General features: G+C 61.5%; 19 protein-coding genes and 1 riboswitch. Of the genes, 10 read left to right on the forward strand and 9 right to left on the reverse strand.

The window, feature by feature from the left end:
- Positions 1-17: 17 nt before the first annotated feature.
- Positions 18-175: riboswitch (cyclic di-AMP (ydaO/yuaA leader) on the forward strand.
- A 5-nt stretch (positions 176-180) separates the two neighbouring features.
- Entirely contained in the window at positions 181-993 is an 813-nt protein-coding gene (locus AC6I97_RS20445) for an aggregation-promoting factor C-terminal-like domain-containing protein (protein WP_497946471.1), read from the forward strand.
- A 220-nt stretch (positions 994-1,213) separates the two neighbouring features.
- On the opposite strand, the gene AC6I97_RS20450 is transcribed toward AC6I97_RS20445, so the two are convergent.
- Entirely contained in the window at positions 1,214-2,983 is a 1,770-nt protein-coding gene (locus AC6I97_RS20450; protein WP_497947235.1) for a glycoside hydrolase family 13 protein, read from the reverse strand.
- Between the two features lie 170 nt (positions 2,984-3,153).
- On the opposite strand from AC6I97_RS20450, the gene AC6I97_RS20455 reads away from it, so the two are divergent.
- The 7 genes from AC6I97_RS20455 to AC6I97_RS20485 all read left to right on the forward strand — a co-directional run bounded on the left by AC6I97_RS20455 (position 3,154) and on the right by AC6I97_RS20485 (position 11,645).
- Positions 3,154-4,191, forward strand: coding sequence for a LacI family DNA-binding transcriptional regulator (locus AC6I97_RS20455; RefSeq protein ID WP_497946473.1), 1,038 nt, complete (start codon positions 3,154-3,156; stop codon positions 4,189-4,191).
- A gap of 168 nt (positions 4,192-4,359) precedes the next feature.
- A complete protein-coding gene (locus AC6I97_RS20460; protein WP_497946477.1) occupies positions 4,360-5,661 on the forward strand; it encodes an ABC transporter substrate-binding protein in 1,302 nt (433 codons plus the stop codon).
- Between the two features lie 66 nt (positions 5,662-5,727).
- Positions 5,728-6,630, forward strand: a complete 903-nt coding sequence (locus AC6I97_RS20465; protein ID WP_497947239.1) for a carbohydrate ABC transporter permease — start codon at positions 5,728-5,730, stop codon at positions 6,628-6,630.
- Positions 6,631-6,802: 172 nt separating this feature from the next.
- The gene (locus tag AC6I97_RS20470) at positions 6,803-7,558 is read left to right on the forward strand and encodes a carbohydrate ABC transporter permease (RefSeq protein ID WP_497947243.1); all 756 of its coding nucleotides are present in this window, start codon (positions 6,803-6,805) and stop codon (positions 7,556-7,558) included.
- Positions 7,559-7,563: 5 nt separating this feature from the next.
- Positions 7,564-8,646, forward strand: coding sequence for a glycoside hydrolase family 130 protein (locus AC6I97_RS20475; protein ID WP_497946480.1), 1,083 nt, complete (start codon positions 7,564-7,566; stop codon positions 8,644-8,646).
- 69 nt (positions 8,647-8,715) lie between these two features.
- On the forward strand, positions 8,716-10,797 hold the full coding sequence (locus AC6I97_RS20480; RefSeq protein WP_497946482.1) for a hypothetical protein: 2,082 nt from the start codon (positions 8,716-8,718) through the stop codon (positions 10,795-10,797).
- Between the two features lie 89 nt (positions 10,798-10,886).
- A complete protein-coding gene (locus AC6I97_RS20485) occupies positions 10,887-11,645 on the forward strand; it encodes a MerR family transcriptional regulator (protein WP_497946484.1) in 759 nt (252 codons plus the stop codon).
- A gap of 10 nt (positions 11,646-11,655) precedes the next feature.
- Here AC6I97_RS20485 and AC6I97_RS20490 read toward each other — a convergent pair whose 3' ends face one another.
- The 4 genes from AC6I97_RS20490 to upp are packed head-to-tail and all read right to left on the reverse strand — an operon-like array spanning position 11,656 to position 14,908.
- Positions 11,656-13,047: a pyridoxal phosphate-dependent decarboxylase family protein gene (locus AC6I97_RS20490; RefSeq protein WP_497946486.1), complete on the reverse strand. Its 1,392-nt coding sequence runs from the start codon at positions 13,045-13,047 to the stop codon at positions 11,656-11,658.
- Positions 13,048-13,096: 49 nt separating this feature from the next.
- The gene (locus AC6I97_RS20495) at positions 13,097-13,801 is read right to left on the reverse strand and encodes an HAD-IA family hydrolase (protein ID WP_497946488.1); all 705 of its coding nucleotides are present in this window, start codon (positions 13,799-13,801) and stop codon (positions 13,097-13,099) included.
- A 45-nt stretch (positions 13,802-13,846) separates the two neighbouring features.
- A complete protein-coding gene (locus AC6I97_RS20500; RefSeq protein ID WP_224094365.1) occupies positions 13,847-14,224 on the reverse strand; it encodes a VOC family protein in 378 nt (125 codons plus the stop codon).
- 48 nt (positions 14,225-14,272) lie between these two features.
- A complete protein-coding gene (gene upp / locus AC6I97_RS20505; RefSeq protein ID WP_497946492.1) occupies positions 14,273-14,908 on the reverse strand; it encodes a uracil phosphoribosyltransferase in 636 nt (211 codons plus the stop codon).
- Positions 14,909-14,930: 22 nt separating this feature from the next.
- On the opposite strand from upp, the gene AC6I97_RS20510 reads away from it, so the two are divergent.
- Both AC6I97_RS20510 and AC6I97_RS20515 read left to right on the forward strand, forming a co-directional pair.
- Positions 14,931-15,467 carry a nucleoside deaminase gene (locus tag AC6I97_RS20510; protein ID WP_497946494.1) on the forward strand — a complete coding sequence of 179 codons (537 nt, stop codon included), beginning with the start codon at positions 14,931-14,933 and terminating at the stop codon, positions 15,465-15,467.
- A 22-nt stretch (positions 15,468-15,489) separates the two neighbouring features.
- Positions 15,490-15,870, forward strand: coding sequence for a VOC family protein (locus AC6I97_RS20515; protein WP_309931793.1), 381 nt, complete (start codon positions 15,490-15,492; stop codon positions 15,868-15,870).
- Positions 15,871-15,892: 22 nt separating this feature from the next.
- Here the strand turns inward: AC6I97_RS20515 and AC6I97_RS20520 are convergent, their stop codons facing one another.
- Genes AC6I97_RS20520 through AC6I97_RS20535 form a run of 4 tightly spaced genes read right to left on the reverse strand, consistent with a single transcriptional unit; the run spans position 15,893 to position 19,531 of the window.
- The gene (locus AC6I97_RS20520; RefSeq protein WP_497946499.1) at positions 15,893-17,116 is read right to left on the reverse strand and encodes a DNA glycosylase AlkZ-like family protein; all 1,224 of its coding nucleotides are present in this window, start codon (positions 17,114-17,116) and stop codon (positions 15,893-15,895) included.
- Positions 17,117-17,120: 4 nt separating this feature from the next.
- Entirely contained in the window at positions 17,121-18,128 is a 1,008-nt protein-coding gene (locus AC6I97_RS20525; RefSeq protein ID WP_497946502.1) for a glycosyltransferase family 4 protein, read from the reverse strand.
- Positions 18,128-18,526 carry a 6-pyruvoyl trahydropterin synthase family protein gene (locus AC6I97_RS20530; RefSeq protein WP_224094356.1) on the reverse strand — a complete coding sequence of 133 codons (399 nt, stop codon included), beginning with the start codon at positions 18,524-18,526 and terminating at the stop codon, positions 18,128-18,130. Before AC6I97_RS20530 ends, AC6I97_RS20525 begins: the two co-directional genes overlap by 1 nt.
- A 3-nt stretch (positions 18,527-18,529) precedes the next feature.
- The gene (locus tag AC6I97_RS20535; protein WP_497946506.1) at positions 18,530-19,531 is read right to left on the reverse strand and encodes a zinc-dependent alcohol dehydrogenase; all 1,002 of its coding nucleotides are present in this window, start codon (positions 19,529-19,531) and stop codon (positions 18,530-18,532) included.
- Between the last annotated feature and the right edge of the window lie 40 nt (positions 19,532-19,571).

A 19,571-nucleotide genomic window follows, 5' to 3' on the forward strand; every position in this document is an offset into this window, starting at 1 on the left:
TGCGCCGAGCTCTGCCACTTCCCGGAGTTCCGTTCTCATTCGAGGCAGAGACGGGGGACCCAGAGTCTCCGGGCACAGTACTTTCCTTGCCCTTGGGGTGAAGCCGCAGCCACGCGCGCGGCCGGATGACCTCATCCGAACCCGACAGCTAACTCCGCAGGCGCTGAGAGGTAATCACACATGTCTGAACTCAACGATCAGACGCGCCCTTCCGCGCGTCACCGTGACGAACACAACGCTCCCCTGACGAAGTCGCAAACCGTTCTGAAGAACGCTGCACGCCGCGGCAAGACCGGGCAACGAATGTCTGTTGTTGCAGGAGTCGTTGCCGCAGCATTGGGCGTCGCATCGCTTGGCCAGGCCGCAAACGCCGCATTCAATCTCCCCGAAACGAGCCGGGCGTCCGAGACGCAGGCTACCGCCCAGGCCAGCAACAAAACAGCTGAAATCTCGGCGTCCTTGGATGCTGCTGCCAAGAAGGGCGCTGCAGACAGGGCCGCTGCAGACCAGGCAGCTGCGGCACAAGCCGCCGCCGAAAAAGCTGCGGCCGAGAAAGCCGCCGCCGACCAGGCAGCTGCCGCACAGGCCGCCGCCGAAAAGGCTGCCGCTGATGCAGCCGCCAAGCAGGCTGCCGATGCCGCCGCTGCTGCAGCCGCAGCCGCAGCCGCCACTCCCAAGGCCGTGGACGATCCCGCCGCTGCCAAGGCATACGCCGCCAGCATCCTCGCCAACTACGGCTGGGGTCCGGGCGAAATGACTGCCCTGAACACACTGTGGGAGAAGGAATCCAACTGGCGGACCACCGCGACCAACACCTCCAGTGGTGCCTACGGAATCGTGCAATCATTGCCCGCTTCGAAGATGGCAACCGCAGGCGATGACTGGCTGACCAACTACCAGACCCAGATCAAGTGGGGCCTGAACTACATCAAGGAACGCTACGGTTCCCCCTCGGCGGCCCTTGCCTTCCACTTGGCCAACAACTGGTACTAAGCCAACTCAATAAGCGGGCTTGAGCCCACCCCAGCGGGCTCAAACCATGCAGGGCCCGATTGCCGCCCCGCTTTCCGCCGTTCGCAGCAGTGATCTACTGATGCGCCCGGGCGGGAGGCGGGGCGGTTTTCGCCGCACCAAGGCCGAAGCCTGGTTCTTTGACGCCGGAGCCAGGTGATCACAGAGCGAGCGTTCTGGTCCACACATCAGCGACCTCCCGTCATTCTGGTCGACCCCCGGTTTCGTCAAGGACGGATAGCTGATTCGAGATGGCAGCCACAGGAGGCTGCAAGCGACGGAACACTTTCAATTCCCAAGGGCGCATCATCAGCGATGCTTCAGTGGCATAGTTGCCAAGCACCTGATCCGCAGAAGCCCAGGAAGCGTCATCGATGTCCACTTCTACTTCGCGATCTGAGAAGTTGCCGAGGACAAGCATCTCCACTCCGTCCAGGGAACGCATGAAAGCATAGACATTCCGGTCGAAGGGCAAGAGCATCCTGAAGTCGCCGTGCGAGATCACAATATCGGAGTGGCGCAACCCGATTAGTTGCCTGTAGAACGTGAATACAGATTCCGGATCATCGATTTGTGCCTCGGCGTTGATGGAACTGGAATTGGGATTCACCGCTATCCATGGCGTGCCACTGGAGAAACCAGCCCCGGGAGTCGAATCCCAATGAAACGGTGTGCGGGCATTGTCGCGGTTAAGAGGACGCACCGCCTTCAGGATTTCTGCCTCAGATTGCCCACCGTGCCCGCTAGCTTCCCGGTGATAGTTGAGGACTTCAATGTCCCTGTGCTCGCTGATCGCGTCAAAAACCATATTGGTCATACCTAGTTCCTCACCCTGGTAAACGTAGGGAGTGCCCCGGTGGAGGTGCAGGACCCCTGCGAGCATCTTGGCCGATTGGACGCGGTATTCGCTATCGTCACCAAAGCGGGACACGGCGCGAGCTGAGTCATGGTTACCCCAAAAAAGGCTGTTCCAGCCTCGCTCCGCCATCCCCTCCTGCCAACGCCCCAAGCACGCCTTCAGCTCTTCAAGCCGCAACTCCCCGGGCAGCCATTTGTTGCCGCGCGTCATGTCCAAGGTCATGTGGTCGAACTGGAAAATCATGTTCAGCCCCGGGCCGCCGTGCTCCGTGAACCTCACCGCGTCCTCCACAGTCACTCCCGGCATCTCACCAACCGTGAGTATTTGGTCGTTACGGTGTTCAAAGACATTCCTATGGAACTCCTGCAGAAATTCATGCAGCCTCGGTCCGTTGACATAGTAGGGTCTTCCGTCCGCGTAGGGCTTGTTCGGTTCAGTTACTCCATCAGGCAAGGTGGGCACCTTCGAAATGAAATTGATGACGTCCATTCTGAACCCGTCCACGCCGCGGTCGAGCCACCAATTCATCATTTGATGAATCGCAGCACGAACGTTCGGATTTTCCCAATTGAGGTCAGGCTGTTTTCGCGAAAAAACATGTAGATAATACTGATCCGTAGATTCATCAAATTCCCAAGCCGACCCGGAAAATGCTGAGCCCCAGTTGTTGGGTTCCGCACCCGGACGTGCTGGTGGCGCAGCCTCGGATGACCGCCACCAATACCAGTCACGTTTGGGGTTGTCCCTGCTGGAACGAGATTCCACGAACCAAGGATGTTCGTCCGATGTGTGGTTGACCACCAGGTCCATGATGAGCTTCATACCGCGGTCATGCAGGCCATTAATCAGTGCGTCGACATCCCGAAGGGAGCCGAAAAGGGGATCGATGTCCTGGTAGTTACTGATGTCATAGCCGTTGTCATCCTGCGGGGACACATAGACGGGACATAGCCAGAGGACGTCAACGCCTAGCATGTGAAGATAATCAAGTTTCCCGATGATGCCTTGCAAGTCGCCTACGCCGTCGCCGTTCGAATCACAAAAACTTCGCACGTAGATCTGATAAACCACCGCCTTCTTATACCAGTCTTGGTCGGAAGGAGAGGTTTCCATGGCCTGGTCAAGCCTGATGGGTGACGCCTGCTTCTCTGACATCGGTGTGGATTCTGAGAACATTGGAATACCCTAAGCCAAAATCTCCGATTACCGAGAGCCTTGACTTACTTCAACTGAACCGGTTTACTTACAAACAACTGAACCGGTCAAGTGACGTCGGTCACCTAATGAAGAATCGAGACGCAATGGCCGTAACCATCAACGATGTCGCGAGTGCAGCCGGTGTCAGCAAGGGCGCTGTCTCCTACGCGTTGAACGGCCAGCCGGGCGTCAGTGAAGGAACCCGGGCACGGATTCTCCAAGTTGCCAGGGAGCTGGGATGGAAGCCCAGCATCCGGGCCAAAGGGTTGTCCTCGTCCAAGGCCTATGCGTTGGGCCTTGTGGTTGCCCGCGATGCGAAACTACTAGGCACAGACCCGTTCTTCCCTGCCTTTATCGCAGGGATTGAAACCTCGTTGGTAGAGCACCAATACACCCTGGTGCTGTCCATCGCTTCCGGACCAGAAACAGAGGAGCAAAGCTACCGAAAGCTCGCCGAGGATGGCCGCGTTGACGGTGTCATCCTGACTGACATGCGAAACGACGATTCCCGCTTGGCTCTGCTGGATGAGCTGGGCCTACCCGCCGTTACCCTCAATCGCCCGGAATCCAACTCTCCTTTTCCCGCAGTCTGCATGGACGATACCGATGGCATCAGCTCCGCAGTGCAACACCTGATCTCGCTGGGCCATACCCGCGTTGCCCACGTGGGCGGGCCACAGAACTACATTCACAGCCGCAGCCGCCGCGGGGCGTGGTCAAAGACGCTGGAAACAGCAGGCCTCAAGGACGACCTCTTCATTGAAGCGGACTTTACTGCGGCCAGCGGCGCAGCTGCCACCGATTCCCTCCTCAGCCGCCAGGACCGGCCTACCGCCATTGTTTATGCCAACGACCTCATGGCCATCGCCGGACAATCATTGGCCCAAACGCGGGGATTCACCGTTCCGGCGGACTTGTCCATCACTGGCTACGACAACACCGAAATCACCCAATACCTAAATCCCCCACTAACCACGATTGCCGCCGATCCGCTGTTGTGGGGACAAGCTGCGGCGGAGTTGCTGCTCAAGTATCTCAATGGAACCCCGGCCGAGGACATCCTACTGCCGGCCCCACGGTTACTGGTCCGTGGATCCACGGGTCCCGTCAGGTCCGCGGCCTAGGCCACCCGAGCAGTCTCCCGTCGCCGCAAGGCAACACAACAGTCTCGCCCTCTAGCTGGGAACGCCCGGGCAGCGGGCTCATCAACGCCGGCACCTGATGTGGCATGCTTCCCGCCTTGCGGGGACCAGGCAACAAACGCACCAACCATTTTCAATCTAGGAGTTGCAATGAAGCACGGAAAAACCTCGATGCGAATAGTGTCTTTGGCAGCCTTGGCGGTGCTGGGAGCCACAATGGCCGGCTGCGGAGGCGGTGCAACAAACACCAGCGCCGATGCTGCCGCCTCAGCCAAGGGCCCCATTAAGATCTGGTACTCCAACAACGAGTTCGAGGTGAAATGGGGCAAGGCAATGGTGGAGTCGTGGAACGCGAGCCACCCGGACGAAAAGATCGACGCCCAGGAGATCCCTGCCGGCAAATCTTCCGAGGAAGTCATCGGAGCAGCCATCACAGCAGGCAACGCCCCGTGCTTGGTCTTTAACACGGCACCCGTGGCCGTGCCGCAGTTCCAGAAGCAAGGCGGCCTGGTCGCCTTGGACAAATTCCCGGATGGCGCCCAGTACATCAAGGACCGAACTGGCGATCTCGCGGACCAGTACAAGTCTGCCGACGGCAAGACGTATCAGATGCCATGGAAGTCCAACCCCGTAGTCCTCTTCTACAACAAGGACCTCTTCCAGAAAGCCGGACTCGATCCGGAAAACCCCAAGCTGGCAACACAGGAAGAGTTCCTGGACACGGCGCGCACGCTGGTCAAATCCGGAGCGGTGGCCAACGCTGTGTGGCCATCCCCCGCGAGCGACTTTTTCCAGTCCTGGTTCGATTTCTACCCTTTCTACGCTGCAGCCTCCGGGGGAGCTCCCTTGGTGAAGGACGGCAAAGCTACGTTCGACGATGAGACCGGCAAACAAGTAGCCGGGATGTTCGAGACCCTGTACAAGGAAAAGCTGGCTTCCAGCGAGGTTTACCAGGGCGACTCCTTCGGCGAGGGCAAGGCGGCCATCTCCCTGGCCGGACCGTGGGCCATCAATTACTACCAGGGCAAGGTCAATTGGGGCACCGCCCCTGTTCCCGGGTCCAAGGCCCAGGACGACGGTTACACCTTCTCCGACGCCAAGAACGTGGGAATGTACTCTGCCTGCAAGAACCAGGGCACAGCTTGGGAAGTTTTGAAGTTCGCCACGAGCCAGGATCAGGACGGCAAGCTGCTGACCGATACAGGGCAGATGCCGATGCGCAAGGACCTGACCACGGTCTACCCGGACTACTTCGCCAAGAACCCTGCCTACAAGCAGTTTGCCGAGCAGGCGGCCCGGACCGTTGAGGTTCCGAATGTAGCTAACTCCGTAGAGATCTGGTCCACCTTCCGCACCGCCTATGCCAAGTCCGTCATCTTCGGCAATGAGAGCATTGACGCCTCATTCAAGGGCGCGGCAGAGAAGATCAACCAACTGGCAGCCCAGAAGTAGCTGGTGGTTCCCATGCCACTTCGCTCTTCAGAAAGCACATCCGTGACAGGGAAGGCCGATGGGCGCATGGGGGCCCGGCGGCTGCGGCGCAGGAGTATCCTGGGTCGACAGCCGCTGGGGTTGCTGTTCAGCGCACCCTACGTGATTTTCATCCTTGCCGTACTGGCCTACCCCTTGGGGTACGCGGTCTATATTTCCTTCCACGATTTCTTCTTCACCGCCCCCGGCGTGCCAGTGGATCGTCCGTTTGTAGGCTTGGAAAACTACGTCACGGTGTTGTCAGATCCAGCCGTCCAGCGATCATTCGCCAACATTGGCGTGTTCATGGCCATCAACGTTCCCCTGACCGTGGGGTTGTCGCTGGTCCTGGCCAACGCTTTGAACCGGGTCACCCGGCTCAAGACTTTTTTCCGCGTCAGCTACTACGTCCCCTATGTCACGGCGAGCGTTGCCGTTGTTGGCGTCTGGCTGTTCCTGTTCCAGCAAAACGGTTTGGTGAACTCCTTGCTTGGGCCGCTCGCTCCGCAGCCGTCCTGGCTGGTCAACTCCTGGCTCGCCATGCCCACTGTTGCCCTGTACGTGACGTGGAAGCAACTGGGATTCTTCATTCTGCTCTACCTGGCTGCGCTGCAGAACATCCCCGACGAGCTCTACGAATCCGCGTCCGTTGACGGTGCGAACAAGTGGAGCCAATTCTGGAACGTGACGGTCCCTGGCGTACGTTCCGCCAGCGTGCTGGTCACGCTCCTGGCCACCATTACCGGTGCCAATCTGTTCACCGAGCCGTATCTGCTCACAGGCGGCGGTGGTCCTGACGGCGCTTCCACATCGCCGGTCTTCCTGATGTACCAAAAGGGCATCCTCCAGGGGAATCCCGATGTGGCAGCTGCTTTGGGAGTAGTGCTGGTGATCGGCGTGCTGCTGATTGCCTTGATTCAGAAACGCCTTGTGGGCGGGAAGGAGGCCTGACGTGTCTGTGGTCAGCTCCAGCAACCGAACAAACGACGACGACAGCCAGAGGCTTGGACCTTCACCTTCAGTAGCGGGGCGCTCCGCGCTGGAAAAGCGCAAGGGCCTCGGGGCCGGCAACTTTATCCTGCTGGCTATCGGAGCGTTCGTCTTCCTCTTTCCCTTCTATTACATGCTCATCGGCTCGCTGCAAAGTTCGCCGGACACCTCCGTGGCGGGAGCATTCCCAAATCCGGCCAACCTCACCGGAGAGAACTACAACAGCATCAACGGGTCCATCGATCTCCTCCGGGGCCTGATCAACTCAGGGATTTTCACCGGCGGCGTCATCTTCTTCACCGTGGTGTTCGGGCTTTTGGTGGGCTACGCGCTGGCGCAGTTGCAGTTCCGTGGCCGTGGCGTGGTGTTCGGCATGATGCTCCTGGTCCAAATGATCCCGTTCCAGCTGTTGCTCATCCCGCTGTACGTCATGATTGTGCGCGACTACGGGCTCGCGGACAGCTACCTCGGGATGATCCTGCCCTTCGCCATCAATTCCACGGCAGTCTTTGTGTTCCGCCAATACTTCATGCAGCTGCCATCAACTCTGTTCGAGGCCGCAAGGATCGATGGCGCATCCGAACTCCGGATCCTGTGGCAGATAGCCATTCCGTTGGTCCGGCCTGCGATCGTCACGGCCATCCTGCTGACGTTCATCGGCCCATGGAACGAATTCCTGTGGCCGTTCCTGGTGACCAAGGACCAGTCCATCCAGCCGTTGGCCGTTTCACTGGCCAACTACATCTCCAACGTGGCAGCGACGGCTTCAAACCCGTTCGGCGCCATCCTTGCCGGCGCCTGTGTCCTCGCTGCACCCGCTATCGCACTTTTCATTTTCTTCCAGCGCCAGTTCATTTCCAGCAACATCGGTTCAAGCGTAAAGGGCTAATCTCTATGACTTCCTCACCAACAGCACTCCCGACCGTCCCGTTCACCCTCACCCGGGCGGGTGTCATCATGACCCCTGAGGAGGGGAATGAGTTTGAAGCCGAAGGGGTTCTCAATCCGGCCAGCGGCCGCGGTCCTGACGGCGAGCTTTACCTCCTGCCCCGCCTCGTTGCCAAGGGCAATGTCTCCCGTGTGGGTCTTGCAAAAGTGGTCATTGGCGCAGACGGCGTACCTTCCGGCGTCGAACGCCAAGGCGTTGTACTGGCTCCCGACGAAGGGTGGGAACGCGGCCTGAACAATGCAGGCACGGAGGACCCGCGCACCACCTGGGCGCCCGCGTTGGGCAAGCACCTGATGACGTATGTTGCGTACGGGCCGTTGGGGCCGCGCCTGGCTTTCGCCCACTCCGAGGATCTGCGCAGCTGGGAACGCTTGGGCCCGTGTTTCTTTGAGTACAAAGCCGAGCTGTCCATGGACCTGAACCTGTTTCCCAACAAGGACGCAGTGTTCTTCCCGGAGCCAGTCAACGACCCCGACGGCGTGCCCTCCTTTGCCATGCTTCACCGGCCCATGTGGGATCTTGGCTGGATCCGCGAAGGCGAGGGCGAGCACCTTCCGGCCGGAATCACGGACAACCGACCCGGCATCTGGATCTCCTATGTGGCCGTGGAAGATGTCCAGAAGGACCTGCGGAACCTGGTCCACATGGGCAAACACAAACTTGTGGCATTAAGCGAGTATCCGTTCGAGGAGCTCAAGATTGGCGGCGGACCCGCGCCGATCCGTGTGGAGGAAGGATGGCTTGTCATCCACCACGGAGTAGCAGGGAAAATCGCTGCCTCCGCCTTCGAACAACAGCAGAACGTCAACTACACGGCTGCTGCCATGATCCTGGACGCCGATGATCCCTCACGCGTCATCGCCCGCAGCGACAAACCGCTCCTTGCCCCCGAAACCGAAGATGAGATCTCGGGCATCGTACCCAACGTCGTCTTCCCTACCGCCATCGAAAAAATCGGCGATCAACTCTTCGTCTTCTACGGCATGGCTGATTCGAAGATCGGCGTGGCCAAGCTCGACCACGTATGACAACAGGCAGGTGGCCGAAGCGTCCAGCCTTGGCCACCTGCGTTCCATCCCCACACCACCAGGAGAAGCATGACCTGCACAACTGTTCGTTCGAAGCCGTTTTCCAAGCCCGCGGCTGTCGCTGCAGCTCTGTCACTGCTCATGGTGGGAGCGGGCACCGGACCCGCTGCGGCAGACCCGCTGGCCGTGGCAACGCCCACGGCCCCGATATCCACGCCACTCACGAATCTGGCGCATCTCGATTTCCTGCTGGATACGGTCCCGCTGAAACCTGTGGAAGGGCACACCACGTACGGCCTGGACACCCAACCGACGGCACAGGCCCCGTGGACGTATGCAGACAGGAACGCGGATGGCAGTTATCGGCGCGTCGGTGGCGGTTCGATCGACCCCGCCACGGGGCACTGGACCCAAGGCGCTTACAACGCGGACGACATTGCCCGCACCGCCGTCGTCTACTTGCGGCACTGGCAGCAGACCGGAGACACCGCCAGCCGCGAACACGCATTCCAAACTCTGCGCTCTTTGACGTACCTGCAGACCGCCACCGGCCCCAATGCGGGCAACGTGGTGCTGTGGCAGCAGACAGACGGCACACTGACGCCCAGTGCCTCGCCCGTTGAATTGCCCGACCCGTCCGATTCAGCTGAATCCTACTGGCTCGCCCGAACCGTGTGGGCCCTCGGCGAAGGATATGCGGCCTTCGAATCGGCCGATCCGGACTTCGCGGACTTCCTGCAGGGTCGTCTGCACCTGGCACTTGAGTCCTTGAACAAGCAATCCTTGGGCAAGTACGGCAACTACGATACGGCTGACGGCACCAAGGTCCCGGCATGGCTGATTGCTGGGGGAGCCGATGCGTCGGCAGAAGCCGTTCTTGGACTCTCGGTCTACTCGCAGGCCGAGCCCGAGGACAGCGTGGCCAGAACGGCCCTGACCCGTTTCAGCGAAGGCATCGCTGAGATGTCCTCCGGTTCCGTGGATCGTTGGCCGTTCGGCGCCATCATGCCGTGGGACAAGTCCCAAACACTCTGGCACGCTTGGGGTGGAATGGCACCAGCCGCCGTAGCGACTGCCTCAACGGTGCTCCACCGCGAGGACCTTTTGGCTGCCGCAGTCAAGGATTCGGCCCAGTTCACGCCGCAGTTGTTGGCGGCGGGCGGACCTGATAACGCTTGGAGCCCAACGCCGGGCGAGGCCCAGATTGCCTACGGGGTGGATTCCCGCGTCCAAAGCCTGGTAGCAACAGCCAAGGCGGGCAACGCTCCCGGTCTCCTGGACGTTGCAGCCGTGACCGCCGGCTGGTTCTTTGGAGCCAACCGCAGCAACTCCCCTGCCTACAATCCAGCGACGGGCACCGCCGTCGACGGCATCGAACGTGACGGACGCGTCAACCCGAATTCAGGTGCCGAATCCACTATCCATGCGCTGCTCACCATGCTGACCCTCGACGCTAATCCAGCGTTGAAGGCAGAGGCTTTGGGCATCAACAAAACGGTCAGGACTCACGGACTCAGCATCGTCGAGGCCGAATCGGGGAGCATCGAGGGCCCCGGCTCAGTGGTCAAGCCCGCATCTGCATGGACAGGGGAAGCCAACTATTCCGGAGGTGCCTACGTGGCTCTTGAACCCGGAGCGTCTTTGAGCATCCAAGTGCCGGCGGACGATCAAGAACGGAACGTTTACCCGATCGTCAACCAAAGCACTACCCCGTCCGGGACCACCATCTGGACGGCTGACAAGGTCCAACTTGGCGCGACGGCCAACGGTGGCGTTGGGGCCCAGGGCATCACCGAGACTGTAGGCAAGTTGTCCCCGCTCACCCTCGAACAGAGCCTCCCGGCGCGAGCCAGCAAAGTCGTGGCCAAGACCAACGGCGCCACATCGATTGACGCACTCCTCGTCCAGCCGCTGATCTCCACGGTTTCGGTGACAGGACCGGGCGGTGACTCCACGTTGTATGTCAGCGCTGCCCGGGAGGCCATCACTCGGAAAGTGGAGTTGCCTCAAGGCTTCACCCTCAAACAGCAGGCCTATGATGCTTCCGGGAAGCCCCTCGGTACTCCTGTCAACTCCACGGGGCAAGACCACTCCGGCCGGGTTGTGGTTGCGCCGGGCGGGTTCACTGTGGTGCAACTCGTCAAGAAATAAGGAACAAACCGACGTTCCAAGCCATCCAACACCGAATATCTTCACACCCACTTGCACCTGACGTTGCGTCAGGACTTAGCGTTGTGCCCATGACGGGAACAACAGGATCCGGGCCGTGGAGCATCGGTGAGCTGGCCACAGCGTGTGGTGTCAGCGTGCGGACGCTCCACCACTACGACGAGATCGGGCTGCTATCCGCAAGCCAAAGGACATCGTCCGGTCATCGCAGGTATTCGGAGGGTGACCTGCGCCGGCTGTACCGGATCAGATCGCTTCAGATGCTGGGGCTTCCGCTCGCGGCCATCGGCAAGGCGCTGCAAGCTCCCGAGGATGATCTGGAGTCCCTTCGGGGCCTCCTCCAACAGCAGCTGGTTCATGTGCAGGAGCACGCCCGGCAACTCCAAGCGCTCCAAAACCGTTTGGGCGAGCTGTTGTCACGCATGGACGGACACGCCATGCCCACCCCTGAACAATTCATGTCAACGTTGGAGATGATTACCGTGCTCGAAAACAACTTCACAGCCGAACAACGCCAGCAACTCGCGGACAAGCGGGAAGAACTCGGCGCAGAAAAAGTCGAAGCCGCCAAGCAGAAGTGGGCTGCCCTCGTGGAAGAAGGACTGGCGCACGTCCAAGCCGAGAGGCCCGTCACGGACCCCTCGGTCCAGGAATGGGTGCACTCATGGGACGGCATAGGTTCCATGTTCCACTCCAGTGAGGACACCAAAGCCGCAGCACGTGCAACCTGGCAGGAAAACAGCCAGGCCATCAGCGCGGGACTGCCGTGGACCGCTGAGCAGTTGGGCGGGCTGATGGCATACCTGGAAAAGGCACGCTCGGCCTTGTAACAGGACGCCTCTATGCTTCCGGTTCGGCCTCTGCCGCACCTCGAACGGCTGCTATGGAGGCAGCTACGTCACCTGCGTCCGTGGACCAGTTGCTTACCGAAATCCGGAGGATATCGCGTCCGCGCCACGAGGAACCGGACATCCACACAATGCCTTCGGCCATGAGCCGTTGAGTAACCCGGCGTGTGCGGTCATCACTGCCGAAGACGACCGAGACTTGCGTGAAAACTACATCGTTGAGAATTTCCACGCCCGGGATACCAGCGAGGCCTTCCGCCAACGCGCGGGCATTTGCTGCCAGCCTGTCCACCATGGCAATGACTCCGGATCGGCCCAACTGCCGGAGGGCAGCCCATACCGGGATGCCCCGGGCCCTACGGGACAGTTCCGGAACTTTGTCGAACGGATCGCCCAGTCCGGTCTCCGTTGCAATGAGGTAGCTCGTGTGGACGCTGAAGGCGCGTCTCAGCGCTTCCGGCCGGGAGACGATGGCCAAGCCACAGTCGTACGGGACGTTCAATGTTTTGTGGGCATCGGTGGCCCACGAATCGGCGGCCTCTACTCCGGCCAGCCGCCCCCGCAGTTGTGGGCTGACCGCAGCCCACAATCCAAATGCGCCATCCACATGCACCCAGGCCTCGCGGTCATGGGCTACCGCAATAGCTTCGGACATCGGATCGAACGCTCCGGAATGCAGATTGCCGGCCTGCAGGCATACGAGGGAAGGTCCTGGTTGTTCATCCATGGCATCCGCGAGCGCCTCCGGCAGGATCCTGCCTTGATCGTCAGTGTCCACGGGAACGCAGGCTCCCAGCCCCAGGTACCGCAGGGCGAGGTCCACGGCGGCGTGCCGTTCGCGGCCTGCGAACGTGGTGATCCGCGGCGCCCCGGTCAGGCCCAGGTCCGCGAGGTCCCACCCGGCTTCATCCATCAGGTATTGCCGCCCGGCAGCCAGCCCCGCGAAGTTGGCGGTGGTAGCGCCAGTGGTGAATCCGACGTCGGATCCTCGCGGAAGATCCAATAACTCCAGGAGCCAGGCCGCTGCGGATTCTTCGATCGCGGCGGCGGCTGGAGTCGCAAACCTGAGCCCGGCGTTTTGGTCCCATGCCGAGACAAGCCAATCTGCGGCCATGGCAGCGGGCAACGTCCCGCCCATGACCCAGCCGTAGAAGCGTCCGGACTGGATTGCCATCAACCCGGGCTCAGCCAATGCGGCAAGCTCATCTACTACGTCAGCCGCGTCCGTTGCTTCATCGGGAAGGCTCGAAAGAAGGCTCGAGGCGACTTGGTCGGCGTCGGATGTGGGCCGGACAGAACGGCCGGGCACCGAGGCAAGCCAATCCGTAGCGTGCGCCATGGCCCGCTCCAGTGCAGCACCGTACGCCTCCGGCAACGCAGACATGCGCACAGCCTACTCCCGCTTCACCGGTTGGAACAGCGGAGGCGAACGACTAAAGCGTGAAGCTGATGAGGTGACCGCCGTCGTCGTCCTTCACAGCAGCGACGGTGACTGCGGAGTAGTCCGGGATACGCCACATGCCCGGCTCAAGCTCGCCACCGGCGTCGCCGACCACCACGGTTCGCATCCCGGCGGCCCGGGCGGCTGCGATACCTGCCGGGGCGTCCTCAAAAACCACGACGTCGGCTGGTTCCGCGCCCAGCAACGCTGCGGCTTTGAGGTACCCCTCCGGGTGCGGCTTGCCGCGCGTAACGCCCTCGGCGGTGACCGCAGTAGATGGCATGGAAAGGCCGGCGGCCTTCATCCGGATATCGGCAAGGATGCGGTCAGCGGATGTGACGAGCGCAATGGCGTCGTCCGGCAAGGCAGCGAGCAGGGCTTCGGCGCCAGGCAGGGCAATCACGCCGTCGGTCCGCGTTCGTTCCATCTGGCCGAGCTCGGCAGTCAAGGCTTCAAGATCGGCTCCTGCTGGAGCATAACGGCGCACAGTATCGCCTGCTTGCACGCCGTGGGACGTCCGCAGGATCTCGTTGTAATCCAGGCCGTATCGTTCTGCGAATTCCAGCCACACCTGCTCGACGATCGCTGTGGAATCAACCAGTGTTCCGTCCATGTCGAACAGGACAGCACGGACGGTCAGGGTTGGCGATCGTTCGGCTTGTGCGGAAGGCAAGGTTGGTTCGGCAGGATGGCTCATGGCTCCATCCTGCCGCACCATGCAGGGGTGGCGTCGAACTGTGACCTAGCCGTTGGGCCGGTGCGGAATGTACTGCACAGCCCACTTATTGCCGTCCGGGTCCGCAAAGTGGACGAAGTGTCCCCAGTCCTGGACATCGATATCGCTGACCTCGACGCCATTGGCCTTGAGGTGCTCGTGCGCTTTGTTGATATCGCTCACCACCATTTGCAGGGATGGCGCTGTTCCCGGAGGGGCATCGCTGAGCCCTTCGCCGATGGCGATGGAACAAGCCGAACCCGGCGGGGTCAACTGCACAAAGCGGATGCCGTCCATGGGACGCTCATCGAAATCGGCGTTGAAACCAACTTTGTTGACGTAGAAGTCCTTCGCGCGATCCACGTCGGACACAGGGACAAACACCAGTTCAAGTTTCCAGTCCATGCGCCACAGGCTAACCGGGCACGCCGGAAAGCGGTAGGGGCGTGCGGATCAGCCAGCCACGCCGTAGAGGCGGTCGCCGGCGTCGCCCAAGCCCGGAACGATGTACGACTTATCGTTGAGCTTCTCGTCAATCGAAGCGAGGACTACCTTCACGTTGGCGTCCTGTAGCTCCTCCTCCAACTTGGCGAGGCCTTCCGGAGCGGCCAGCAGGCAGATGCAGGTAACGTCCGAGGCGCCGCGCTTGAAAAGGAACTTGATGGCTTCGCGCAGGGTGCCGCCGGTGGCAAGCATGGGGTCCAGCACGAAGATCTGACGTCCGTTGAGGTTCTCGGGGAGGCGCTCAGCGTAGGTGATGATGTCCAATGTTTCTTCGTCGCGGGCCATGCCCAGAAAGCCGACCTCGGCGGTGGGAACCAGCTTGGTCATGCCTTCCAGCATGCCCAGGCCTGCGCGCAGGATGGGAACCACCAGCGGAGTCGGCTTGGTGAACGCCGTGCCAATGGTCTTCGTGACAGGGGTCTCGATCTCGACTGGCTGTGTCTTGACCTCCCGGGTGGCCTCATAGGCCAGAAGGGTGACGAGTTCTTCAGTGAGCTGCCGGAAGACCGGTGAAGGGGTGTTCTTATCCCGCAGAACGGTGAGCTTGTGAGCGACCAGCGGGTGGTCCACGACGAGTGTGCGCATCGTCCAAAACTATCATTGAGATATGAGCGCCAACGAGCCGTATCACGCAGAACACATGGCTTGGATGGGCCTCGCCCTGGACGAAGCCCGGCTGGCGCTGGAGACGGACGACGTGCCGATCGGCGCGGTTGTCTTAGGACCCGACGGCGGTGTGCTGGGTTCCGGACGCAACGAACGGGAAGCGCACGGGGACCCAACCGCCCACGCAGAGATCGTCGCCATCCGTGAAGCCGCGGCTGCCCTGCAACGCCACGCCCTCGAATTGGGCGAAGGGGGCGATGGATGGCGCCTGGAGGACTGCACCTTGGTGGTAACCCTCGAACCGTGTGCAATGTGCGCCGGGGCAATTGTGCTGGCACGGATTCCCCGCGTCGTGTTTGGCGCGTGGGATGAGAAAGCCGGGGCCGCAGGTTCCGTGTTCGATATCCTCCGCGAGCGCCGGCTCAACCATTGGGTGGAGGTCTACGCAGGCGTGCGTGAGGAAGAATGCGCAACGCTCCTTCGGGACTTCTTCGCTACGCACCGCGTACCGACGGCGGAGCACCGATCGCCCGCTTGAGCTCTATGTTGAGGAGCCAATCATGACAATCGCTTTCAACCACACCATCGTCTACGCCAAGGACAAGCACGCGTCCGCTGCGTTTCTGGCCCGCATCCTTGGGCTTCCCACCCCACAGCCGATGTGGTCCTTTGTCACTGTTTCCCTGGAGAACGGCGTCACGCTGGACTTCCTCGAAGCCCCGGGAACCATCGCGCCGCAGCACTATGCCTTCCTGGTCAGCGAGCAGGAGTTCGATTCGATCTTCCTGCGGATCACCGCCGAACACATTCCCTATTGGGCAGACCCCGCACGCTCCCGTGCGCAACAGATCAACCACAACGACGGCGGCCGCGGGATCTACTTCTGCGACCCTGACGGGCACTTCCTCGAAGCAATCACCCGGCCGTACGGTTCGGGCTGAATGCCTCTTCGGGCTGAGCGCGTTACAGGCCAGCGGCCTCGTTGAGGGCGTCGATCCGCAACTGGCGGGACGCTGGTGAGTCCAGGCTGAACGACCTGAAATCGCCAAGTTCCTCGCGGATCCATGCTTCAACTTCGGCGATCCGCTTACTGACTGCGGCAGTGGGCTTGGCGAAGGTCCAGGCCGCGATGCGTTCCTTGCCGGGATCGTACTGCCACAGGCCGATGATCCTGCCCCGGTCCAGAATCGGGTGATCCGGGAGGTCGGCCTGAAGCGCAAGGGTGGTGTCCAGGACCTTCTTTCCTTTGTCCTCCTCAGCGAACATGTCAGCCGAATTCCGCCTGTGGAGGACCAGTGAATCCGTGCCTGCAAGCAACTGGATCTGTTCCTCTCCGGGCTCTTGGAAGTTGGCCAAGCGTTCGACGTCGTCCGGCAGCATCCACAGCACGTCACCGTTTGCCGTGGGCACTTCTACTGCCCCGACGCCCGCGAGCGCCGCTTTGGTCTGGGCTACGGTGAACGCGGTGAACCACTGGCTCTGCTTGAGGGTCGCTCCGCCAGTCCAGCGCAAGTACCGTTCGAGCAGGAGGCGGCGGGCGGCGTCGTCGTCGATTTTGCTGGGCGGCAGGCCCCAGCTCGTGTAGGCGTAGCGCTGCTGGTCGAGGCGGCCGTTGATGGGGACCCGGCGAATGCGGCCGTCGGCTTGGAGCAGGCCCAGGGCCGTGGGCAGCGTGGTGGCGGCGCCCTTCTTCTTGCCTTCCTCCCCGAGGCTCCGGACGGAATCGCCCAGTTGGTCCTTCAGCTGTCTGGGGTCCAGGGGATCACTGGATTCTTTGAGGGCATGCTCAATCTCGTCTTCCAACAACGTGATCTCGCCGCGTTCGACACCCATCCTGGCCAGCACTTTGAACGGGGCGATGGCGGCGTCCCGGCCTACCTGCAGGCCCCAGGCAAAGTCGGCCTGGCCCAGGACGTAGGTGCAGGCGCGGGCAGTGGGCAGTTCGTGGATCCGCAGTTCTTTGACGTCGCGGTCCACCTGTTCGCGGCTGATCCCGGCCCGCGCAAACAGTGTCAGGTACGGATTGGCGCCGCCCACGGAGCGTGCCCAGCCGGCGTTGTCCAGGACTTCCTCGGATGTCTTTCCTGCGAGTGACCCGTCGAGTCCTTGTTTGTGCCAGGCCCAGGCCCGGAGACGCTCCGGGGTGAGGGTTGTTGCAGCAGGTATGGTCTGGACTTTGGGCGTCATGGCCCTATTCTGCACCCTCGCCGCTGCCGAGGGCTTTCAGAACGGTTGCTGCTGTGGTGTCCCACCCGGGGAGGTTGGACCGCGCCTGGAGTGCTGCCGTGCGCCAGCGCTGTTGGAGCTCTTGGTCGGTGAGCCATCTCCGGAGGGTGCTGGCAAGGTTGTTGGGCTGTGTGAGGTCAACCGCCATCCCCGCTCCCGTGTTCCCGAGGGCTTCCACAGCACCGGTCCCCTGCCGGACAACAACCGGAACGCCATGGGCCAGGGACTCCGTCACTACCAGCCCGAACGACTCGGACTTCGAGATGAGGATGCTGAGATCGGCTGTGCTCCATTGGTCCTCCAACGGTTTGCCGGTTAACTCCCCAGTCATCATGATGCGGTTTTGGAGTTTGTAACGTTCGACGGCGGCCCTCACCTCTGCCGCGTACGCCGGGTCCGGCTGGTCTGTGCCGATCAGGGCGGCCGTCCATGGGAGGTCCATTAGCGTGGCGAGTGCTTCCACCAGTTCTGTTTCGCTCTTGTTGGGCAGCAACGCGGCGAGGGCGATGATGTGAGGGGGTTTCGAACCCGTTGCTGTTTCAGCCGCTTCAACTCCGGGATGGGCAACCACCACGTTTTTGAGGCCATGCCTTTTTTCCAGTGCGGCAGCAGCATGGGCGCTCGGGCAGATCACTCCCGTGGCTGCGGTCATGGCCCTGGCTTCATGGTCCGGGTGGTCTGCGAGCGCCATGTGGGACAGGATCCACACCTTGGTTCCGGCGCTCACCGCGCCCGCCACTTCATCCGGCGCCCCACTGGCGACCAAGCCATCGGCAATCACTGTGGTGCCGCCGTCGAGCATTCCGGCAAACCGCTGCCGGTCCGCCGCGCTCCCAACCGGCCAATCGCCGTCGACGATGACTGTCTCTATCCCGACGCCCAGGGCTGTCAGTTGCTCGGCGAGCTTGGCGTTGTACTTGTTCCCGCCGGAGCCGTGCCGGACGTTTCCCGGCACCAGGAAGCGGATGTGCATTACTTGGCCGGGAGCTCCAGTGAATATCCTGCCCACGCATCCGGATTCTCGCGAAGGAGGACGTCGATGCCGTTGAGGGCTGGTCCATCCGGGGTGTCCGTGATGCGTGCGGCAACTGCGTCGGCGATGTGCTTGGCCAACGCCTCCGTGGTGGACAACTTGCCCTTGAACGCGGGGTGTTCGTCGAGGTTCTTGTAGTTCAGGTCGTCAAGAATTTCCTCGAGAATGCCGCCTGCAGCACCGATATCCAGGACGATCGCGTCCTCGTTGAGATCGGGGCGGCGGAAGGTCACCTCGGCGACGAACGTAGCACCGTGGAGGCCCTGCGCTGGGCCGAACGCTTCGCGGGGAAGGCTGTGGGCAATCATGAAGTGGCGTCGGACGGTCAGGCTGAACATGTCTTATTCCTCCGGCTTTGGATAGGCGACCACGTGGCAAAAGCCGCCGGGCTTTTCAAACAACTTAACGAGGGTGGTGGGCAGATTCTGAAATTGACACTCGCTGCTGAGGAATGCATCGAACAGCGGATCTTTCAGGGTTGCCGCCGCGAGTTGGAGGCGCTGGGCGTTGGTTCTCCTGTGCCTTCTGGGCAGCGCCACTGCCCCAACCTGGCTGGAGCGGATGGTGAGCCTGCGCGCGTGGAAATCCTCGCCCAGCGGCAGGGTGACTTCCTTGTCTGCGAACCACGACAGCTCGATCACCTCGGAATCATCGCCGGCCAGTTGAAGGCTCAGTTTGAGACCCTCATTGGATGCGGAACAGTGGAAAACGATGTCGCAATCGTTCTCTGCCTCGTCCGGGAGCGCGAAGTCAATGTTGAGTTTTTCGGCGAGATTTCTCTTGTCCGCATCTGCATCCACGAGTTGCAGACGGCCCAGCGGATACTTCCGGAGGATGGTCGCCAGGACACCGCCCACCAGGCCACCCCCGACGACGGCGACACGGTCTCCCAGCTTCGGCCCGGCTTCCCAAAGGGCATTGATGGCCACTTCCACGATGCCCGTAAGCACGGCACGGCGGGCAGGCACCTCGTCCGGGATGGCTGTGAGCTGGCTCGTGGGGACTACGTAAAAATCCTGGTGCGGGTGCAGGCTGAAGACGGTTTTGCCGGTCCAGTTGTCCGGGCCTTGTTCTACGACGCCGACGGACAGGTAGCCGTACTTGACCGGCCCTGGGAAGTCGCCCTCCTGATGTGGGGCGTGCATCAGATCAGCAACGCGCTCCGGAACGCGCCCTTCATGCACCACGCGCTCCGTGCCGCGGCTGACGCCCGAGTACAGGGTCCTGATGAGGGCTTCTTCGGGACCCGGAGTTGATAGGGCTTCCGGGCGCAACTCACCGTGTCCCGACTCAGTGACCCAGTATGCCTGGGCCTCGTGTTCTTGTTCGTGCGAGATAGTCATGATGCTTATGAATCTATCGCTGGGTTGGGGTGCGCGGAAG

The sequence above is a fragment of the Arthrobacter sp. TmtSoilC48 genome (assembly GCF_059739425.1).